The organism is Psychrobacter sp. UBA6766 (assembly GCF_002453355.1).
In the GTDB taxonomy this organism is placed as follows: domain Bacteria; phylum Pseudomonadota; class Gammaproteobacteria; order Pseudomonadales; family Moraxellaceae; genus Psychrobacter.
In genome coordinates, this window is the sequence record NZ_DKGQ01000042.1 from 89,492 (window position 1) to 110,832 (window position 21,341).

Sequence of the window (21,341 nt, forward strand, 5' to 3'; positions counted from 1 at the left end):
TGCTGCTTATACTCGGTATTGGCTTTTATTGGGCACGACTTTTAGTGGTGCTTATAGGAGCAATTTCAATTTGTATAATGAGCAGCAGTTTATAAAGGCGACCCGATAAACAGATGCAGTCTAACAGGGATACTCTCTTCCGTCACGCCAGCGGCAACATCGACACGTACTACGCCGACTGGCGACGCCCAGCGGATACCCACACCAACGCCGACTTTGGTGTCTGTCTCAAAATCTTTGTCATAGGCATTACCAATATCGGTGAAAACTGCCCCACGGAAACCTGGCTTAAATTCATAGTTATACTCGGCACTACCAACGGCGAGGATTTGCCCGCCAGTCAGATAACCCTTGTCAATCGGTGACAGGCTTTCGTAATCATAACCACGGATACTTTGATCGCCGCCCGCAAAGAAGCGCAGCTTATAGGGCACTTCATAAAAGTCATCTGCCCAGATATAACCGGTATTTAAACTGCCCAGCACTTGGTGTTTATCTTCAGCACCAAAGCTATAAATACCGCTCACGCCTGCGCGCGCTATCGCCATGTCTGTATCGCTGAGCACGCTTTCTGAACCTGCTTCAAGCGAGTAATACTGACGGATACCGCGAGTGGGATTGGTGGCACTATCAACGTCGGTCTTACTCATGCCATAACCAAACAATAATGCTTGTTGCTTGGGTTTAGAGGAAGTAAAGCGAATCGGAAGGTTTTCCAATTCCGCTTCATCAACTCCTGTCTCTAACTCATCCAGACGGTAGCGCACCGAGTAGCTACGATCCCAGCCGCTTTCACGGCGAATATTACGCGCCAACGCCGCTTTTAGGGTTTTAGTAGACAAATCAAAATTGCCTTCGCCTTGGTCGATGACCTCTTCTTCATAGGTCAAACGCGCATCCAACTTATCATTTAATGGATGCTTCCATGGTCGACTGCCATAAACGGCAACATTTTTTGTGATTCGTGAGACTTCGGTCTCCACTCCTGCTTGATAACCTTTACGATTGATCAGATTATAATCTATCTTAGCGGTTGCGCGTACCCCAGTGTCGGTACCATAACCGAGACCGACTTGAGCATCACGTGGTTTGTTGGCAGAGACAAAAACGTACAGCGGCACTTTTTTATTCTCTAATACATCTTGAGGGGTTTTACGTCCGGTAAGCGTCGGCGGCACAAAGTTTTCATCGGCAAGAATATTTTTTTCATCAGGAAATATCTTTTGCGCAATATTACTTATAGAATCGCTGATTTTACCCAAAATACTACTAGACTCTTGGTCTTTTTCATCCAGTACCCGATCGGTTGGCAAGCGGCTTAGGCGTTCTGCTTTTTGCTTAATCGCTTGCAGCTTACCCAGAGTTTCTTCATCTACTTCAAACTCAATGGCAGCGATATCGGCTGGATTGACCGTCTCGCCGCTATTGGCGTAGCGTTCACTGTCATTTTCGTTAATAACCGCGCCACTTTGGTCAGTATTATTTATACCAGAAGCATTACTGATATCAACAGTACCCGCAGCAGCATTCGTATTATCACCGTCATTAGTACTGGGTGAGTTGTCAAAAGCCAAGGTAGTGCTTTCAGTGCGTTCGTCTGGCGGCAAAATTGACTCGACGTTGACCGTGTTAAAATAACGGGTCGCCGATAAATCATTACTAAACTTGGTTACTGCAGGACGATAAAAAGGCTCGCCTTCTTCAAAGCCAACCAGCTGCTTTAATAAGGTCAGTTCAACAGGCAATTTTTCAGGATCGCGCGTCAGCGTTCCCGACTCTTTATCATAAGTAAAAAATACCACTTCATCAAACTTGTAACGGTCACCGGTATTGTAAACCAAAGACACATCGGCAGTATTATCCGGCAAGATAATATCGACCGATTTATTCAGCCAATATTGATCAAAGTAACCATAAGTATTGCTGAGCGACTCAAGCGCTGCTTTGCTGTCTTTATAAACGCGATGATTAAAAATATCGCCTTCTTGTGGCGGTAAATCTTTTTCAAGCGTGGCAAATTCTTCTTGTTCGCTGCCTTCGCCGCGAATATCAACAATGCGGCTGTCGACGCGTACCGGCTCACCTAACCTCTCAATGATGACATCAATGGTATCGCTACTGGTCTGACGCAAACGTAAAGTCACCTCATAGTAACCAACAGCTTTTGCAGCATCTAATGCGCTCTGGCGCAGACGCGGTAGCGCCGCGGTAAAATCAACCACAGATTGAACCGTGGTGTCATCGATTGCCGCTTTGATATTCTTAAAGGGTTGAGCGTCATCATCGGCTTTGATGAGTTTTGGTTTAGCGTTTCTGGCACTATTTTTAGTTTTAGTGTTGTTTTCGGTAGTGCTGCTTAAATTGTCCGGTGCTGCTTGTTGCAAATAAACGGTCGTCTCGACACGCGGTAGCGCGATGGCACCGCCATTAAATAAGCGATTATAAAGGCGTTTGATGATATTGCTTTTATTTCGTGCTAAAGGTTTAGGTTTTGCTGCTTGCTCGATACTTTCCTCGACGGCTTCAGTATCGTTTTCATAATCCGGCAAATAATTATCAGGATTAATACTACCTGTCTGAGCATTTTCTATATTACTGCTATCCATTTCTACGCTGGCACCAGTGCTATTGACAGTGCTATTACTAACCGAGTCGCTGACATTAATAGGACGCGACATTACATCATCCGTCTCCGCCTGCTTAGCGGCCGTCTCACTCCCATTTCTACCTAGCGTCTCAAGATTGCTCGGCGTTGGCAGATTGGTGGCATCCAAATCCACATCTAGACCAATTGGCGGAGTGATATCATTTAACGTCGCGACAGGTGCATCGAAGGTGTCCGATGTATTCAATTTTGAAAAGTCGCTTTTAGGAAAGTCGCTATCGTTCTGACGACTGCCATTGATATTACTAACGTCATTACTCTGATTGATACTATCAATATCCTGAGCGTTTTGCCTATCCATCGCCGCCAGCTCACGGTCAATCTCATCAGGCGTCATCATCTGATAGCCTTGTTGCTGTACGGCTTTCGCTTGCTGCTCTAAATCTGCATTATCGTTAAATGCTTGAGCGTTATCCAGATAATTAATGTCGTTAAAATCATCATTTAAAAGCTGGGAATCATCAGTGTTATATTCTGGTCTGGTAGCGTTTTTCTGAGGATTTGACTCTGACTTATTGGCATTAGGATTTTTGATCCCTAAGTTTTGTTCGCTATAATCGTCCAATACTGATTGATCGATGATGCCTTGTTCGACAGCTTTTTTTAGGCGCAGAGCATCTAAAGCAATATCAATTTGGCTATCTTCATAATCATCATCAGAGAGTGCTCGTTTAGGCTGGGTTTTAGACGATGAGTTAGAAGGGGGCGTTGGTGGCTGTGCTTGTGACTGCCAAGCGGTCGCTTTATTTTCGAAATTTTGAATGGGTTGGCTGCTACTCGGGCTACTGCTGGTATTGCTATTTAAATCAGGGGCAGCAAAGGCGGTAGGCGTAATTCCAACACTCGCCCCAAAACCAACCAGGCTGGTGGTCAGCGCACTAAACAGCGCCGTACGCGTAAAATAAATACGACGATTATCCATACGATTAATATGATCAGGACGAGCAAGGTTAACTGAGCAAGGTGGCGCGTTTGACGCATCGCGCGGTCTCACCGATAATTTGGGCGCTAGAGTTGATGGCTGATGTGTCATATTTATTTCCTATCACCTCACGCGGCACAAGGTGGCGGTCGATTATTATCGCCCATTTTTACCGGTGAATAAACGTAGTGCAGTTAGCTAAGGTTATAAGTTTGGTTGGCTAAAATTTACAAATCATAACTTAGTTAATTATCAAATCATAGCATCGTGCGCATGTATTTTTACCAAAGCCTTGCTATTATACGGCTTAACAATGATAAAACCTACGCTATATTTCGATAAGTTTTTGATACTGTTAAGAATTGCTTATATAACAATAATGGCATCATACTTTTTTTCTCTACTCCAACCGCCCTGACCCATTTGTAGGAATTTTCATGGCCAATCAGTTTCAATTATTTCAGCGCCGCCGGTTTAGCGCCATGTTTTTTACCCAGTTTTTGGGCGCATTTAATGACAATATTTTTAAGCAAGCGTTGATACTGGTGCTAACTTATACCGCTGCCAGTCAATTGGGCGTGGAAGTGAGTATTTTAAATAACTTAGCGGCAATGTTATTTATCTTGCCATATTTCTTGTTTTCGGCATTGGCAGGGCAAATCGCCGATAAGTTCGAAAAATCAAAACTAACACGATTGATTAAATTACTTGAAATAGCCATCATGATCATTGCTGCCGTAGGCTTTGTTTTTGAATGGTATGTGCTCTTATTTGTGGCGCTGTTTTTGATGGGCACCCAATCGACGTTTTTTGGTCCGATTAAGTATGCGTATTTGCCGCAAGCGATGAAAGAAGATGAGCTGGTCGGCGCCAACGGTCTGTTTCAAATGGGCACCTCGCTTGCCATCCTGCTCGGTATGATTATCGCTGGCGTATTAACCCAGATCACGCAGCCGCTATTTTGGATTAGTGTTACTGTGCTATTTGTCGCGGCGATTGGTTATTTTGCCGCGCGTTTTATTCCGACCACGCCACCGATGCAGCCTGAGCTAAAGATTAACTGGAACATCTTTACCACCAGTATGGCGACGGTGCGTTATTTATACTCGTTACCTTTTTTATTCTTTGTCATTTTGGGAAATAGCTGGTTTTGGTTTTATGGTGCAACGTTTTTGACCCAAACGCCAGAATTCAGCAAAGTCATTTTGCATGGCGATGAGTCCGTGGTGATTTTCTTATTGACGCTATTTTCGGTCGGTGTCTCGATTGGTTCGCTACTTTGTAAATCCTTAACCAAAAACCAAGTCAGTCTACGTTTATTACCCTTTGGTATCGCCGGTTTGAGCATTTTTGCCATTGATTTATATTTTTCTTTGTCAGGACTCACTATCAATGTTAATTCGGCAGCATTATTTGGTATTAGTGACTTATGGGGAACGGGTGGTAGCTGGCGCGTGTTTGCCGACTTGTTTTTTTTAGGCTTTAGTGGCGGCTTATATATCGTGCCTTTATATGCCTCTATGCAGGCGTACGCACCCAAAAGTCATCGCGCGCGCATCGTTGGCGCTAATAATATTTTCAACGCCATTTTTATGGTTTGCTCGGCAATTTTTTCGATTGTGGTGTTAAATACGTTAGGTCTGAACCTGCCGCAACTATTTCTAGTGACCGGTATATTGAATATTATTTTTGGTATATTTTTATATATCAAGCTTAATAAACATATCAAACATGCTGTCATCCAAACCCATGATGACGAACGTAATCGACACGATTAGCTTTTTTGGCAAAATGAATCATCGAGCCAATGATTTTGCTGCCGACATTCTGCATTGTTTGATATAGTGGTTTGATATAGTAAGGCTCATAAGAAACCGAACAGCTTGTAAACATGCAGTTTTAAAAGAAATTAAATAGCTTAAACCGGTTAATCATAAGCTTTAATGATAATAAATATAACATCAGGAGTGAATCATGGCCCTGCGTCCTTTATCAAAAATTGACCAATTATTACTTGGTGTGGACAAGGCATTACGAGCGGTCGTACCGCATTCAAATCCCAGCACCCGCCCTCTACCTGTGAGTAGTGACGAGATTCCTGAGCTGAGTATCACCGAGGCGCGTCATGTCGCAGGGTTAATGCGTATCAATCATACAGGCGAAGTCTGCGCGCAAGGGCTTTATCATGGACAAGCGTTTGCGGCAAAGGACGATAATGTCAAGCAAGCCATGCAACAGTCGGCTGAAGAAGAGGTTGATCATTTGGTATGGTGCGAGATACGTTTGGATGAGCTTGGCAGCCATCCTAGTATTTTTACGCCATTATGGTACGGGATGTCATTTGGTCTTGGTGCGGTAGCCGGAGCTATTTCTAATGAGTTTAGCTTGGGCTTTGTCGCAGAAACGGAAGCGCAAGTTAGTGAGCATTTGCAAGATCATATTGGGCAATTACCACCGCAAGATTTGCGTTCCAAAGAGATATTGGCACAAATGGATATTGAAGAATTACATCACCGCGAGCTGGCACTGTCCAATGGCGGCGCGGCATTGTCACCGCCCGTGCGTCATGCCATGCGCTGGATGGCCAATCGCATGAAAGCGACGGCTTATCATTTATAATACGCACCATATACTGAGATTGGTCTCTGTTATAGTAGCTAAAGATACAATGAATGTTATTATTTACTTTTAACAATCCTACTACTGTGAGCACTCAGATTAATTTGCTAGGGTATTAAAAATTTGTACGATTTTACGGAATGCTAAAACTTGACGATCAATCAATGGATGAATAGATAACGAGTCAGTAACTACAATAACTGGTAAACGATAACGATTAAACAAGGTAATTATTTTTATGAAAGCCATCAGCCAAACCTCTATTTCTAGCAAAGCGCCGCACTCTAACAAAGCGCCAAAGCTTGCGACCCTCACGGCATTAGCAGCTGCCTGTGCCATGATGCTATCGGCACCGGTAAATGCAGCTGAAGAAGCCGCTGCAGCGCCCGCTACGAGCAGCACAGCAGTACCTAGCGCCATCGATTCTAGTAAACGTATCATTCGCCTAGCAAAACCAAATGCAGCCATCAGCACAACTCAAGCTGATGCACAAGTAAATGCGACACCAAATAACGTTCAACAAACCACTCAGCAAAATACTGGTTCGCAAACTGACGGTCAGCAGAATAACGTGGCTCAACCAACGTTTTCTCAGGCCAAAAATACGCAACAAACTAACGCACAACAAAATAAGGCTCAACAAGCTGATGTACAACCAAACCGTGTACCTTTAAATACGGCGCAAAACGCTGCCCAGCCACCAGCCGTACCAACGCCTGACACGTCCGAATTGACTGGTACGACGCGCGTTTATGAGCGTGGACCTATCGCCGCAACAGGTATAGACTTGCGTGGTGGTCAGCTGCCAAATATCCCAGCGCCGCAAGTGAATATTTCAGATATTAGCTTTGTCCCTACCGTACTGATACCGCAGCAGCAAGGGCTTGGCACGGATAAACTCGACGTCAGCTTACTGGATGATTTTATTAAAGAAGTCTCGCCAAATGCGCGCCATTACCCACCAAACTTCCCTAATCGCACCCAACGCCACAACGCGCGCGAAAAAATCAAAGTCATGACTGAATGGATTGAACCATATGCCAAAGCGCCAAATGCTTCATATGATGTCTTAGTTCGTGCCGCTAAACTAAATGGCATGGGACGTAATTTAGACCTAGGTTCAGAATATACAGTACGCGGCGGAAAATATATCGACCGTGCCATCAAACTTAAACCTAATAGTGGCGAAGCCAATTTCATCTATGGCATGATGCTCTCAGAAGGCGGCGGCTTTAAAGAAGGGCAAAAATACCTCGATCAAGCAGTCAATCTTGGTTATACCGAAGCTGAGCAAAGTTTGGCGCAGTCCGACCTATTAAGTGATCGCCGCGATAAAGCGCTAGAGCGCTTACGCCGTTTAGAACAACAAAACCCTGACAATGCGGTTATTCGTCAACAAATTAAGCTTATCGAAGACGGTAAGTTCTATATCTGGGATATCCCTGCACCAGATATTAATATCAAACCAAGTACTTAAGTCATCGTTATTTAAGAATTACTGGTTTAGCTGTTTAGAAAAATAATAGCTAGCACTTACTCATCGCTAAAGAGCAATAAAAAAGCGCGTTTCAATTATCATCATTAGTGATTTGAGCGCGCTTTTTTGTGCCTAATATAGATTCAAACCTCTCCATTCCTACCTTATTTGTTGATATTCTTTATTTAGCTATTCAACTATTAATCGCCTTGAACGGGCATGAACTGAACTACCAATTTCTAAGTATTCGCCTATAATCTTTTTACTTTCAACATTGTCTTATATTTCTAATACTGAAATATTTGAGCGCTTTTCCTTGTGTAGCACTCTGCTTCATTACCATTTGTTCGATGACATTTCATGATATACGAATACAAAATAGCAATTACAATGGTCGAATAACTCAACTTACGTTACACTCATGCTGGTATATAAACGTGACATTTATCACTTATTTATGATGCATTGCTGACTATTATTACTGGAATTACCTATGATATTTGCTGACCCTGCCAATAGTACATCGCCGTCGGACCATAAAAATAATAAGCCTAGATCTTTATTGGTGGCGATCGCAGCAATGACACTATTGACTGCTTGTAGTACCGTTTCTGTCAATAAACAGCCATCAGCGAAGACCATTGCTGCCCAGCGCGGTAATATCGTCACCGAGAATAAGCTTAGTAGCGACACTGCTTCAGTTTTATTGTCAGCAGGGCTTAACGAGAAAGCTTGTATGCAGCAGTTTGATCTCTGCCTAACGCAGCTTACTGACAGCATGCTAAATGAACATTATCGTTCAGCGTTGGCAGTTTTTGCCGAATTGCACTATGCAAAAGCGCGCCAGCTTGGCGAATCTAAAGATTGCCGCAATGCTCTCGCTCGCCCGCCGATCGATCCTTATTATGCCAACGCACCTTTAAGCGACGCTGATGCTAAGGCGCAGCAAAAAAGAACCGAGAGCTGCTTGGTTGGTTATCAAGGACGGCTTTTTGATGCCATCAAATCCAGCTATACCTATTTATTCTATGACAGTTTAGAGCATGATTTTGAGGGCGCAAATAAAGACATCAGCCGCCTACAGATACCAAGCCGCATTCCAAGCGAGATGGATATTCAAACCCAAGACATTTATAACGCTGCCAATAATGATGTTATTACTCAGCTCTATCAGTCGGCTGATGGCAGCAATAAAATGATGGGCGATAGTAAGATAGAGTACTTGCCAATCTTGCCAATGGCGGCAGAAACGCGTAATAGTAGTGAACAAGCAGTGATTAGTAATCAGACGCCCTTAAGCGGTAAGCCGACCGATCAAATCAAAGTCATGAAGATGCAAGTAGACAATTACAATCTCAATGTTTTTTTGCCCAACGAAAATAACTACCTTAAAAATGCCAATCAACAAACTGCCGCCCTAACAGATCTGGTTTCAACCTATGAGCTGCGCCTCTCTGGGCTAAACTCTATCAGTAAACGTCCAGGTTTGGGTATCAGCTTGGTTGCTTCATTGGATGATCGCTATACCACCACTATTCGCCAATTATTAATCTCGTCATTGTCAGACAGGACAGGCAGACTTCATCAGGAAGCCAGCCATCAAAAAGCTAGCAATAAAGAAGATGATGGTCGTAATATCGACGGCAATTCAAATAGCCGATTAGACAGTGATGATGCCAGTACGCGCATCTATCCAACGGGACACTTACTGATGACGGGGCTGATTAAACCAGCTGGCGATAGTGTACTTGATACTCTTAGTAGCAAACAGCTTGATATTCATTTATACAACCCTTATCGCAGCGAGAGCACCCGTATTTTAGGCGATGATTATCCACTTGCGGCAAACTTTTCGGCTGGATACGGATTATGGCTGGCAGAAAACCAACTCGATGGCGTCGGCTATTTAAACCTGATTACCCGCAAAAAAGAAGCCAGTTTACCCAAACTCTTTATGCTTGAACCTTATGACCCTGATAAGCGCGTCATTATTATGCTGCATGGCTTGGCGTCGAGCCCAGCTACGTGGGTCAATTTAACCAACGATATTTTTAATGACGATAAATTGCGCAATAACTATCAAGTTTGGCAAATTTTTTATCCAACCAATTTGCCCATTTTAGAAAATCGTTATCAAATCCAAAAGCTAATCAATACTACCTATGATAAAACTGACCCAACAGGGCAAAATATTGCCAGCAAAAATAGCGTCATTATCAGTCACAGTATGGGCGGTATTATTGCTCGCATGATGCTGTCTGATGAAAACTTGCTCGATGATTTGGACCGACTCGACGACCAAAATGCCTTGTCAATGAATGAAAAACGTCAAATACGTGAGGCGATCAAACAATCTTCAGGCCAAGAGCAGCTAAAAGAGCGGTTTGAGCTTAAAACCCTGCCCCAAGTAGATACGGCAGTATTTTTATCATCGCCTTTTCGTGGTACCGATTACGCTGATCGTTGGTTTACTCGCGCGCTACGCCGCATTGTTTATCTACCCGTCGGTTTAGTGAAGACGGTTACTGATAACTTGGCAACGCTGGCTATAAAAGGTGACTTAGCCCAAAACCCGCTAGGCGCGTTATATCTACAAAATGGTGCCAGCCAATTAAGTGACAAATCGTCTTTTATCCAATTAACCAAAGACATCCGTATCAACGACCGCATCACTTATCACTCGATCATCGCCAATAACGATGCCGATATCACCAGAGGTTTAGCGGAAATGCAGCCTGCTGGAGCGAAGCTTGATTTGTCTGAAGAGATAGCTGAGGATGATCATACATATGACGTTATCAATGCCGATAATACCAATGAGCTCTTGACGGATAGCGACACATTGCCCGGTAAACCGCTGGTTGCCGCAGTGACAGTCGATGGAGAGATTGGGCAAGCGCTCACAGAACGCCTATCAGATGGTATTGTCCCCTACACCAGTGCCCACCTCGACGGGGCGGCATCAGAGACGGTTATTAACGGTGGTCACAGTATTCAAGAAAACCCCCAGACTATTTTGACTTTACGCCGTATTTTGCATCAGCAATTACAGCAGCAAGATAAGAATTAATCTTAATATATCTTATCTTTATAAATAGTTCAATAGTTCAAAAGCTCATTATTATAAATTGTTTTTTTATATTACTGTTTGGTATCTATTGATAACATTAGTTAAACAATGCCTGTTATTTAAAATTTTATTGGCTAAGATTGTAAGTGATTTATGACGCATAGGTGTGCAATAACACACTTGTGCAACTTGCGTGTGGGCATGGTCAGGCGCATAATACTTAAATATTTAATATTAATGAAACCGTCATTCGATGAATATTTAATAGTTTATAAGGAAGTAAATTATTTACTTTAGCTAAATAGTAGCTCCTACAGTATGTGAGTTTGACAGCAGAGTAATTGCTAAAAAAGTAGTGATTATTACAATATAGTGGTTACTAAAGCATCGCTGTTATTAAAGCTATGTTAGCTAAATTTTTTATCTTAATTACATTTCCCGCTAACTATAATTAGCGATTGTCTGTAACAATAAGCGCCTTGATTGATGGACGGTTACGGACAGTTACTTGAGCGTATCATGGAAGCCAGCGCTATTCAGCTAACAGATAAGGGTAACCGTTTATGTTCGCTACATTTATGATTGATCAAATGGATGCGTTGTTGCTTGCGCGTATTCAATTCGCCTTTGTTATCTCATGGCATATTATCTTTCCTGCTTTTTCTATCGGTCTTGCCAGTTGGCTGACCGTTCTTGAGTTTCGCTGGCTTAAGACTGGCGAGCCTATTTATGTTGAAGTATACAAACACTGGGTCAAGATCTTTGCCGTCGTTTTTGGGTTAGGCGTGGTATCTGGTGTTGTCATGTCCTACCAGTTCGGAACCAACTGGGCCGTCTTTTCTGATAGAGCGGGTAATGTTCTAGGACCCTTACTGGCTTTTGAGGTATTGACGGCGTTTTTCCTAGAAGCTTCTTTTTTAGGCATCATGCTATTTGGTTGGGGACGGGTGAGCAAACGCATGCATTTTGCCTCCACCGCCATCGTCGCCATCGGTACGATGATATCAGGATTTTGGATTTTAGCGGCCAACAGCTTTATGCAAACACCACAAGGTTTTATGCTGGGTGCTGATGGCCTGTTATATCCCACTAATTGGCTCGAGATTATCTTTAATCCTTCGTTCCCTTATCGTTATGCTCATATGATGACGGCAGCATTCTTAACCACTGCATTTGTCGTTGGCGGTATTGGTGCTTATTATCTACAGTCCAAAAAACATCAAGAACATCGGCAACATGGCCGGGTAATGCTAGGTATGGCGATGATTATGGCAATATTTGTTGCGCCAACGCAGGTACTTATCGGTGACATGCATGGTCTAAATACCCTTGAGCACCAACCAGCTAAAGTAGCGGCGATGGAAGGTCTATGGGAAGATGCGCGCGGCGCACCATTAGTACTATTTGGCATTCCAGATCAAGAAAACCAAACCAATAAATACGAAGTCAGTATTCCTTATCTATCTGGTCTAATCCTGACCCACTCGTTTGATGGCGAAGTCAAAGGGCTTAAAAATTGGGCGCCAGAAGATCAGCCGCCCGTTATTATCGTATTTTGGGCATTTCGTATCATGGTTGGTATTGGCATGCTGATGTTGCTCATTGGTTTATTTAGCCTTTATAAATACTTTAAAAAACAGCAGTTCAATCCTGAGAGTAAACTCTTCCACCGTGCGTGGATGATGATGACGCCGCTTGGATTTGTAGCCTTGCTTGCAGGCTGGTTTGTGACCGAAACGGGTCGTCAGCCCTATACAGTATATGAAGTCATTCGTACTGCTGAAAGCATGTCACCTGTTGCAGCTCAACAAGTTGCGACAACTTTAATTGGCTTTATCGTTCTATATGCCTTTGTTTTTGGCGCGGGCAGTTTTTATATTCTGCGTCTTATTGCGCAAGGACCTAAGCCGTACGAAGATCCGTCGGACGATCATTTTTATGATCATTCTGTCACTGAAGCGCAAGGACGTACCTTGAGCGGTGATAAGCATGCCTCTGATAAAACCAAAGGGCATGATGAAGGCTTGGAAGAACCTGCTGACGACGTCGATGAGGGAGGGTTACGCTAATGTTTAATTATGGTGATGTATTAGATTTACCCTTAATTTGGGGCGGATTGATTGCTCTATCAGTTTTTATCTACGTCTTACTGGATGGTTTTGATTTGGGCTGCGGTATCTTATTCCCGTTTGCCGGCTCTGATAAAAATCGTAGCCGAATGATGAACTCTATTGCCCCTTTTTGGGATGGTAACGAGACTTGGTTGGTACTTGGCGGTGGAGGTTTGTTCGCCGCCTTTCCTGTCGCCTACGGCATCATTATGAGCGGTCTTTATTTACCGGTTATCTTTATGCTGTTTGGCTTAATTATGCGCGGTGTGGCATTTGAATTTCGTTTTAAAGCAACGGCGCATCGCTATGTTTGGGACGGTTTCTTTTTTATTGGCTCTGTCGTCGCTACTTTTACCCAAGGCATTATGCTGGGGGCGCTAGTACAAGGTTTAGAAGCAAGTAATCGTCTGTATACGGGCGGTCCTTTCGATTGGTTCTCACCTTTCTCTATCATGTGCGGCTTTGCACTATTAATTGGTTATGCGCTACTTGGTTCTACTTGGCTGATTATCAAAACCGAACACACACTACAAGTGTGGGCGCGTAAAGTTTCAGGTTGGCTGCTCACGGCCTTAATCGTCGCAATGATTGCGGTCACGATATTTATGTATTTTTCAGATATCGAAGCGCTTGAAGGTTGGTTTAGCTTACCAGGTTTGTTGTACCTTGCTCCTATGCCGGTTATCGTGTTGCTCTTATTCTTCTTTATGCGTAAAGATTTAACCACTGAGCGTGAATATCGTCCATTTTTATTAACCGTTGCATTGTTTTTGATGGGTTATATCGGGGTTTGTATGGCGATATTCCCCTATATCGTACCGTATCAGATGACCATTTATGAGGCGGCAGCGGCTGATACTTCGCTCTCCTTTATGCTAATCGGCGCCGGTATTATGTTGCCAATTATCTTAAGTTATACAGCTTTTGCTTATTATACTTTTAAAGGTAAAACCAACCATGAGCACATGTATTAATCAGTATTCTAGATCCTAATTTTTCAGGAGTTCAATGTGAAAAAGCTCAGTAAAAAACAGTCACAATGGGCATGGTTTATTGGCTTATATCTCGCTGGTTTTTTGGTTGTGTTTACCGTCGCTCAATTAATAAAATTGGCAATGGGTGTTTAAAACATCTCACTATTTTTATCACACTTATAGGCCTAAAAAAGCAGCGTTAATGACTTAGCACTGCTTTTTTTATTTCTACGTTTATCTATAATAGTGACCGCTTATGCACCGCGATGATTATCAACGCTGTGACTTTCGATAAATTCATTAACCTGTGCTAAGCGCTCAGGCGTACCGACGTCTATCCAATTGTCTTTAATCACCTCAGCGGTAATTTGAAACTTTAGCATGGCTTGTTTTAATAATGGCGCAAGCGCTGCAGGTTGCCCTGATACCAGCCCATCAACCAATCTAGGCGAGACAACGCTGATACCGGCAAAGGTATATTTGTCAGCGTCGGCAATTGGCTGCTCGCTCGCCAGTCCATTATTGATAGCGAAGTCGCCACCATTATTATGATCAGGATTATCAATCAATAACAAATGGGCAAGTTGGTCAGGCCCCAGCTTATAGTCCTGCAGCTGAGCAAAATCATAGGTTGTCCAAACGTCAGAGTTTACTAAGATAAAAGGCTCATCGCGCAGCTTGCCTGTTTGTAGCGCATTAAAAATGCCACCAGCCGTTTCAAGCGGCTCATCGTCCTCAACCGACCAATGCAGCGTCACGCCATACTCTGCACCATAACCCAACGTCTGCATCAGCTTATCCGAAAGCCATGACGCATTAATAGTAATATCAACAATGCCAGCAGCCTGAAGCGCTTTAATATGCCAGACAATGAGCGGCTGTCCGCCTACTTCAACCAAAGGCTTTGGCGTCTCAAGCGTTAAAGGACGCAGGCGCGTACCCTTACCAGCCGCCAAAATCATTGCTTGCGTTATTACCGACATACACGCTCCTTGTTGTTAACTGTATTGTTGCCTATTTTTTAACCATTGACCGTTTTAGATAAGTGCAAACCGTCAATACTGTAAACGCTTTGACTTTTTTAATCTTATTTAAACGTATTGCTGGGCAAATTTATTTTGATAAGCAGGCAAGATAGACTCTCGCAGCCATTCATTAAAAGGAATGACCGCTTGTTGCATATCATGACTGCCATACTCTGCAAGCCACTCTAGCTCAAAGATTAAATCACGCATGACTTTTGGAATATCAGCCAAATAGCGATTTTTTCCATCACGTTCAAACAAGCGGATAAAAATACCCAGCACTTTTAAATGCCGTTGTACGCCCATCACATTGACATCGTTTTCAAACTGAGCAGTATTATCAGCGGTTGCAAGCCCGGCCTGTTTTTGCAATTGCCAACAGTCCTGAATCCAGCTTGACACTTGACTCTCTGGCCATTCGACATAGGCATCGCGTATTAACGATACCAAATCATAGGTATACGAACCTATCACCGCATCTTGAAAGTCAATCACCCCCAAGCGCGAATGATCCGCTTGGTCTTGCATCAAATTGCGGCTGTGATAGTCGCGATGCACAATGACCTGCGGTTGTGACAAAATCTCGGTTATCAAAGCCGATTTAAGGTTCTCCCAAAGCGATTGTTCAAGCTCAACGCCAATATAGGGGATAAACCATTCGCTAAACAAATCCATCTCACGGGTCAATAGTGCCGTATCGTAATCAGGCAATTGATAATCCGTTTTTGCAGTCGCTACTGACAGCGCTTGCAAGGCAACCAAAGTACGCATCGCCAATTGATAATAATCATTCACCTGAGCGGCTGGCGCATCAACCAGCAGATGAGCAAACTCTACGGCGCCAAAATCTTGCAACACTAAAAAGCCTTTTGCAACGTCTTGAGCAACGAGCGTCGGTACATTGATTGCTGATGACATCAGCTTTGCGACATTAATAAACTGCTGCAAAGCGTCTTGTTCATCAGCCGAATCCATGACAATATAGCGCCCAGTTTCATAGTGACCAGTCCCTACATCATCATTATCAAGTAACTGGATACGGTGATATTGACGCGCGCTGGCATCACCAGGCAGACTATCAAGAGTAATTTTTTGATTGGTAAATACCTCTTGTAGCCATTGCTCTAACTGCTGTTGGCGAGTAACGTCTACACTATGTTCTAACAGGGTTTTATTCGTCATAAAAAGTATCGCAAAGTAAATATCAGTCATCAACGACTAAATTAGTGATATGGGTGGTAAATAGTTGCTAAAATAATGGGCGTGCGATTGACCAACGCAGCGGCTTTAAGCAGATTAATCATTCAAACTCTACGTACTATGAAGCAGTGAGAAAGTCTATATAATCTGCTATGTTATAAATTTTAGTAAATAGTGTAGCTGATTTGGTTTTTTTTGACTATGATTAGTCGTCATTATATGTAAAACGTTCTGATTTTCGAGATTATCGTCTAAATGACTGGTTTATTCGCCGTTAAATAGCGCTAAAATATGGCCAGAAATCCAACGATCGCAATCCAATAGGCTCTACAATCATAGGTGTGCCCTTGTTATACTCTCCGCTTTACCAAAGCATCCGTTTGATTTTATTTGGCGCCTTGGGCTTATCCAGCCTGACGGTCAGTGCGGCTCTTAATACTATCGACAACAACGTTGATGCACCGCTGACTGAGCCATTGGTCACCGACAACGCTAGTAATTATAACGCTGAGGTCGCGCCTGATGCTCATAACCGTGTGAATCAAGATATTCGTTATCAACGCAATCGTACGCAAGATAATGACAATAAAAATGCCAACTCTGAAAATGTTAGCGGTAAAAGCACTGCCTTTAAAGAAAATGACAGTCAAACCCAAAATATAGCTACTAATACAAATAGTAAAATCGCAACTACTCCTATTTTTAATAATGATGACGCAGTCGATAATGGCAGTCTAGACATTACGGCAATTAATGACAGCAGTGACAGTATTAATCCCAGCAATAATTCTACTAAAGCAAACGGTACCACTGCGCCCGTTAATAATCGTAATACAGCAGAAACTACCACTAAAACCAATAAACGCCACGTTAATACTGATGATGACAGTATTCAAGACAGTCTGATGCGTTTGGCGGAATTTTACGAATTGACGCCCGATACAGATCCGTCAACGTTAAATAATACCAACAATGATAACTCTGCAAGCTCTCAGCAAGAGGATATGCAAAATACACTTACTACCCAGACCATTGCCCCTGTAGGCAACGACTTAAAGCTCCTACCAAATAGTGTCGATAGTGCTCAGCGCTGCGAAGGCCAATGGGTCTATCCTAAGAAAAATCCTAACTACCAGCGCGCTGTTAATGAAACGGGCACAAGCAATGGTCAGCCAGCTCCTAACTTAAACGGCATTCCTAATAACCAAGCGCCATTATTTGCAGAGTCGGATTATGGCTATTATGATAATGTCGATTATGCTGAGCTCTCAGGTAATGTTATTGTCGACCAAGGTACGCAGCACATCGAAGCGGAAAAAATCGTTCTCGACTTGAATAACAATGTAGCGGCCGCGCAAGGTAAAGTGATGTTTACTGATCAAGCGACGGGGCAAAATAAAAACGCCGCTGGCTCATCGCAATCTAGCCGTGTTCAAAACAACAATGTCCGAAATAATAAAGCCAGCCTTACCGATAAAGCGTCGACAGGTGGTCTTATCGGTGTTGCAGACAGCTTAAACTATAATACTGAAACTGGCCAATCAACGGCTGAGGACGTGGCTTTTGCCAGCGTAGAGCTGCAAGCACACGGCTATGCCAAGCGCTTAAATCGCCCTAACGAAACGCAGTATGAGCTTGATGAGGTGATGTTTAGTACTTGCCCACCGACCAACCGCAAATGGCAGTTTGATGCCAAAAGTATCGATTTAGATACCGAAACCGGCCGCGGTGAAGCTTACAATACGACCTTCCGTATCGCTGATGTTCCAATATTTTATTTACCCTATTTTAACTTTCCTATAGACAATCGTCGTAGTAGTGGCTTTTTATTGCCCAGCGCGAGTGTTGGTAGTGAAAGCGGTCTTGAAGTTGACGTGCCTTATTACTTTAATTTAGCGCCCAACTACGACGCCACCCTTAATACCCGAGTTTATACCAATCGTAACCCCATGCTCTCAGGTGAGTTCCGCTATTTAACTGAGGATTATGGCGAAGGGGTTTTTAACGGTTCTTATCTGCCAAATGACAGAGAATATGACGGCGAAGATCGCAGTAGCTTTTTTTATGATCATTATTGGTCATCTAGCAGCATCCCACGTTTAAGTGGTGATGCAAAATACAGCTATGTGTCTGATGCCGATTATCTCAACGATTTTGATACGTTAGGTTTGTCCGACAATACTTTAAACCTACCGCGCCGTGCTCGAGTTAATTATTATAATGATTATGTCAATGGTGAATTAAAAGTTGAAACCTTCCAAACGCTCGATGCTTTTAATAATAATGGGCAGCCATTACAAGACAAAGATAAGCCCTACTCGCGCTTGCCGCAGCTCAAACTTGATTATCGCCTGCCGTGGGCAAAGAGCTTTGATATTACGGGCGTAAGTGACTCCGCTTATTTTAAAAAGTCCATCGATGATGGTTCTGAAAATGAGAAAAGTGGCACGCGATTTTATAATAAGCTGAGCGCCGTTTATCCAATGGAAAAATCTTGGGGCTATATTAAACCTAAGATTAGCTTACAGCATCTGTATACATCTTATGATGAAGACAGTTTAGCGGATAACGATCTGAGCAAAGACGATGGTAATCAATCGGTGTTTGTGCCACAAGTCAGCGTTGACGCTGGTTTGCACTTTTATCAAGCAGGCTCACCTTTTGGTGCCTTTGACGATACCTTGGGCGGGTATCGTTTACTCAGTCCGCGCTTAAAGTACACCTACTCGCCCTATAAAGACCAAAACGATATTCCTAACTTCAATACTCGTATCGCTTCTATCAACTATGAGCAACTGTTTTCGGACAGTTGGTTTTTAGGCCATGACCGCCTGCAAGACTTGCATGCCTTTACACCAGGTATTAATTATCGTTACATCGATGCAACGGGGGTGACACGTTTTGATGGTAGCATTGCAGAGCAGTTTTATATCGACGATGGACGCGTGACTCTCGATGGTGAAAAACCAGTATTAACGTCCTCTTCATCCGGATTGGTATGGGATACCAGTACGCAACCTTACAATAACGTCTGGGTCGATATGAGTGGCGCCCTGACCAAAAGCTATGATTTAAACTATATCACTACTGAGCTGCGTTATCAGCCGTCCGATAACAGCTTATTTAACGTCGGTTTTGTGAAGCGTATGCGTGATGAAAACACCGATCAATTACCTTTATCGGCATTTACAGCATCGGCGATTTTCCCGGTTAATAATAACTGGCGCGTATTGGCGCAGGGTCAGTATGATTATAATCGTAATAAGATGCTTGATTCGTTAGTCGGCGTTGATTATGAGGATTGCTGTTTTGGTTTTGCAGTTTATGGTCGTCGTTACTATAATGACTTAAACATCAAAGACAAACCCACACAGGCGATTATGGCAGAAATCAGACTCAATGGTCTTGGTAGCGGTAGCGGTAGCAGTCGCTTAACGCGCTTACTTGCTGACAAAGTGTTAGGATTTGAGCCAGTTCAAAGCGCATGGAAGGATTAATAAAGCATCACATGTACAGTCAGATTAAAGTATGATAGATGGTTTATGTATAAAGTACCACTTGTGATATAACAGCATATAACATTGTTTGAACCCTATTATAAACAGCCATAGCCGCTACTTCACTATTAACAGTAACGTCAATAGGCTTAACCGATTACCATCCGATGCAATGACATTGATGAGGAGCATCATGAGATTTTTTTCTTTACGTCAAACGAGCCGAGCTGTATTGCTTTCTATGGGTATGACAGGCGCTATTGCTCTGAGCCTGAGTGCGCAAGCAGCCACCGTTAAGCCTGCAAAAGCTTCAGCCGCAAAAGTTGATGCTGGCACTCAGCAAAATAGCACCGCACGTTTGACGCCTGCCAATAGCACAGATGGCATCATTGCATTGGTCAACGAAAATGCTATCTTAAAAAGCGATTTAATCGCTGCTATGGCGCAAACCCAAGCGCGTGCTCAAGCAGTGGGTGAACCGATTGCCAATTCAGCCCAGCTCCAGTCTGAAGTATTAAATGCGCTCATCTTGCGTGAATTACAGCTTTCAATGGTCAAGCGAATTGGATTAAACCCTGATGAAGCAGCGATTAATCAACGTCTGGCTCAAATCGCCCAAACAGAAGGGCTAAATAGCATTGGTGAGCTACAGCAACGTTTAGATAGTGCGAAACCGGGTAGCTATGCCACTCTACGCGCACAATTAATTGAAGATGCTGCAATTCAAGCATTACAGCAGCGTCAAATCGCAAGCCGTGTGCGTATTAGCGAACAAGATATCGATGCATTTTTAGCCTCTCCTGAAGCCAAACGCTTAAATCAAAGCGAATATCAAACCATTCATGTTCGTGTACCCTACGTGGATGACTATAGCCGATTGTCGGACGCCCAGCGTGATGAAGCACTAAAAGTCGCGCAGCGCCTACGTGCACGATTGCAGGCGCCCAATGTCGATGTAACGGAAGCTATTGCAGCAAGTCAAGGTAGCTATCCTATTCAGTTGCAAGGTGGCGACATGGGATTTCATAAAGCCGCGGCTCTACCGACTGAGCTTGCGAGCGAAATCACTAAGCTCGAAGTCGGCGCCGTGAGCGCTCCGTTAGTGACTCCTGAAGGGATTGATATTATCAAATTGGCTGACAAAAAATCCAGCGATACTATGCTTGTACCGCAGTGGCATACGCGTCATATTCTAGTAAAAGTTGATGAGTTACAAACCGATGCCTTGGCTGAGCAAAAAATTAATGACCTCTACGAACAGTTACGCAAAGGCGCTGATTTCGCTAGTTTAGCATCGACTTATTCAGACGATCCCGGCTCAGCTGGTCGTGGCGGTGATTTAGATTGGGTTAGTCAGGATGAGATGATTGGGCCGTTTGAAGTCATGATGAAAAACACCGCGGTTGGTGATTATTCTGCCCCCTTCAAAACTCAGTTTGGTTGGCACATCTTGAAAGTCGAAGGCAAACGTGAACAAGATGTCAGCGATGAGTACCGTCGTAATATGGCGCGTCAAGCACTGTATCAGCGTCTTGCTCCGCAAGCCAAAGAAGATTGGCTACAAGAACTACAAGCAGGCGCTTATATCCAAATACTTGGTTAGCTGTTGATCATCGGATAAGAAAGCGAACGTATTGTATAAAAGAAGGGTAGATGCCGATGCGTCTGCCCTTTTTACTATTTAAAGCATTTATTAATACCAATACACAAAGAAAAGCCCCGAACCTAGGGCGATGGGTTCAGGGCTATGGCGTTTCATATTGTTGTTATTATCTCTTCCG

At 43.4% G+C, this 21,341-nt stretch carries 12 protein-coding genes; 9 read left to right on the forward strand and 3 right to left on the reverse strand.

The features are described 5' to 3' along the window. Positions 1-89: 89 nt before the first annotated feature. Entirely contained in the window at positions 90-3,698 is a 3,609-nt protein-coding gene (locus B4K26_RS09560) for a BamA/TamA family outer membrane protein (RefSeq protein ID WP_296245131.1), read from the reverse strand. Positions 3,699-4,024: 326 nt separating this feature from the next. Between B4K26_RS09560 and B4K26_RS09565 the strand changes: the two genes are divergently transcribed. From B4K26_RS09565 to B4K26_RS09595, 7 genes are all read left to right on the forward strand, one after another. After that, positions 4,025-5,365 carry an MFS transporter gene (locus B4K26_RS09565; RefSeq protein ID WP_296245134.1) on the forward strand — a complete coding sequence of 447 codons (1,341 nt, stop codon included), beginning with the start codon at positions 4,025-4,027 and terminating at the stop codon, positions 5,363-5,365. 202 nt (positions 5,366-5,567) lie between these two features. Further along, positions 5,568-6,206 carry a 2-polyprenyl-3-methyl-6-methoxy-1,4-benzoquinone monooxygenase gene (gene coq7, locus B4K26_RS09570; RefSeq protein WP_409521356.1) on the forward strand — a complete coding sequence of 213 codons (639 nt, stop codon included), beginning with the start codon at positions 5,568-5,570 and terminating at the stop codon, positions 6,204-6,206. A 238-nt stretch (positions 6,207-6,444) separates the two neighbouring features. Beyond that, positions 6,445-7,683, forward strand: a complete 1,239-nt coding sequence (locus B4K26_RS09575) for a hypothetical protein (protein WP_296245140.1) — start codon at positions 6,445-6,447, stop codon at positions 7,681-7,683. A 493-nt stretch (positions 7,684-8,176) separates the two neighbouring features. After that, positions 8,177-10,753 (forward strand): esterase/lipase family protein, encoded by a 2,577-nt coding sequence (locus B4K26_RS09580; protein WP_296245143.1) that lies wholly within the window; start codon positions 8,177-8,179, stop codon positions 10,751-10,753. Positions 10,754-11,316: 563 nt separating this feature from the next. Continuing rightward, a complete protein-coding gene (locus B4K26_RS09585) occupies positions 11,317-12,822 on the forward strand; it encodes a cytochrome ubiquinol oxidase subunit I (RefSeq protein ID WP_409521354.1) in 1,506 nt (501 codons plus the stop codon). Further along, positions 12,822-13,838, forward strand: a complete 1,017-nt coding sequence (gene cydB, locus B4K26_RS09590; protein ID WP_296245145.1) for a cytochrome d ubiquinol oxidase subunit II — start codon at positions 12,822-12,824, stop codon at positions 13,836-13,838. The genes B4K26_RS09585 and cydB overlap by 1 nt, the downstream gene beginning before the upstream one ends. Positions 13,839-13,874: 36 nt before the next feature. Then, the gene (locus B4K26_RS09595) at positions 13,875-13,991 is read left to right on the forward strand and encodes a DUF2474 domain-containing protein (RefSeq protein WP_296245147.1); all 117 of its coding nucleotides are present in this window, start codon (positions 13,875-13,877) and stop codon (positions 13,989-13,991) included. A gap of 101 nt (positions 13,992-14,092) precedes the next feature. Here B4K26_RS09595 and murU read toward each other — a convergent pair whose 3' ends face one another. Next, positions 14,093-14,821, reverse strand: a complete 729-nt coding sequence (gene murU / locus B4K26_RS09600) for an N-acetylmuramate alpha-1-phosphate uridylyltransferase MurU (protein WP_296245150.1) — start codon at positions 14,819-14,821, stop codon at positions 14,093-14,095. Positions 14,822-14,929: 108 nt separating this feature from the next. Then, complete coding sequence (locus B4K26_RS09605; RefSeq protein ID WP_296245152.1) at positions 14,930-16,045, reverse strand: aminoglycoside phosphotransferase family protein; 1,116 nt, start codon at positions 16,043-16,045, stop codon at positions 14,930-14,932. Between the two features lie 365 nt (positions 16,046-16,410). Here B4K26_RS09605 and lptD point away from each other — a divergent pair, with 365 nt between their 5' ends. Both lptD and B4K26_RS09615 read left to right on the forward strand, forming a co-directional pair. Then, complete coding sequence (gene lptD / locus B4K26_RS09610) at positions 16,411-19,560, forward strand: LPS assembly protein LptD (RefSeq protein ID WP_296245157.1); 3,150 nt, start codon at positions 16,411-16,413, stop codon at positions 19,558-19,560. A gap of 193 nt (positions 19,561-19,753) precedes the next feature. Beyond that, positions 19,754-21,163 (forward strand): peptidylprolyl isomerase, encoded by a 1,410-nt coding sequence (locus tag B4K26_RS09615; protein ID WP_296245160.1) that lies wholly within the window; start codon positions 19,754-19,756, stop codon positions 21,161-21,163. The last annotated feature ends 178 nt before the right edge of the window (positions 21,164-21,341 follow it).

Bases quoted from the DNA above. Each gene is read 5' to 3' on its own strand.
- B4K26_RS09560 (WP_296245131.1), bottom strand. From the start codon at position 3,698: ATGACACATCAGCCATCAACTCTAGCGCCCAAATTATCGGTGAGACCG.
- B4K26_RS09565 (WP_296245134.1), top strand. From the start codon at position 4,025: ATGGCCAATCAGTTTCAATTATTTCAGCGCCGCCGGTTTAGCGCCATG.
- B4K26_RS09575 (WP_296245140.1), top strand. From the start codon at position 6,445: ATGAAAGCCATCAGCCAAACCTCTATTTCTAGCAAAGCGCCGCACTCT.
- B4K26_RS09580 (WP_296245143.1), top strand. From the start codon at position 8,177: ATGATATTTGCTGACCCTGCCAATAGTACATCGCCGTCGGACCATAAA.
- B4K26_RS09585 (WP_409521354.1), top strand. From the start codon at position 11,317: ATGTTCGCTACATTTATGATTGATCAAATGGATGCGTTGTTGCTTGCG.
- cydB (WP_296245145.1), top strand. From the start codon at position 12,822: ATGTTTAATTATGGTGATGTATTAGATTTACCCTTAATTTGGGGCGGA.
- murU (WP_296245150.1), bottom strand. From the start codon at position 14,821: ATGTCGGTAATAACGCAAGCAATGATTTTGGCGGCTGGTAAGGGTACG.
- B4K26_RS09605 (WP_296245152.1), bottom strand. From the start codon at position 16,045: ATGACGAATAAAACCCTGTTAGAACATAGTGTAGACGTTACTCGCCAA.
- B4K26_RS09615 (WP_296245160.1), top strand. From the start codon at position 19,754: ATGAGATTTTTTTCTTTACGTCAAACGAGCCGAGCTGTATTGCTTTCT.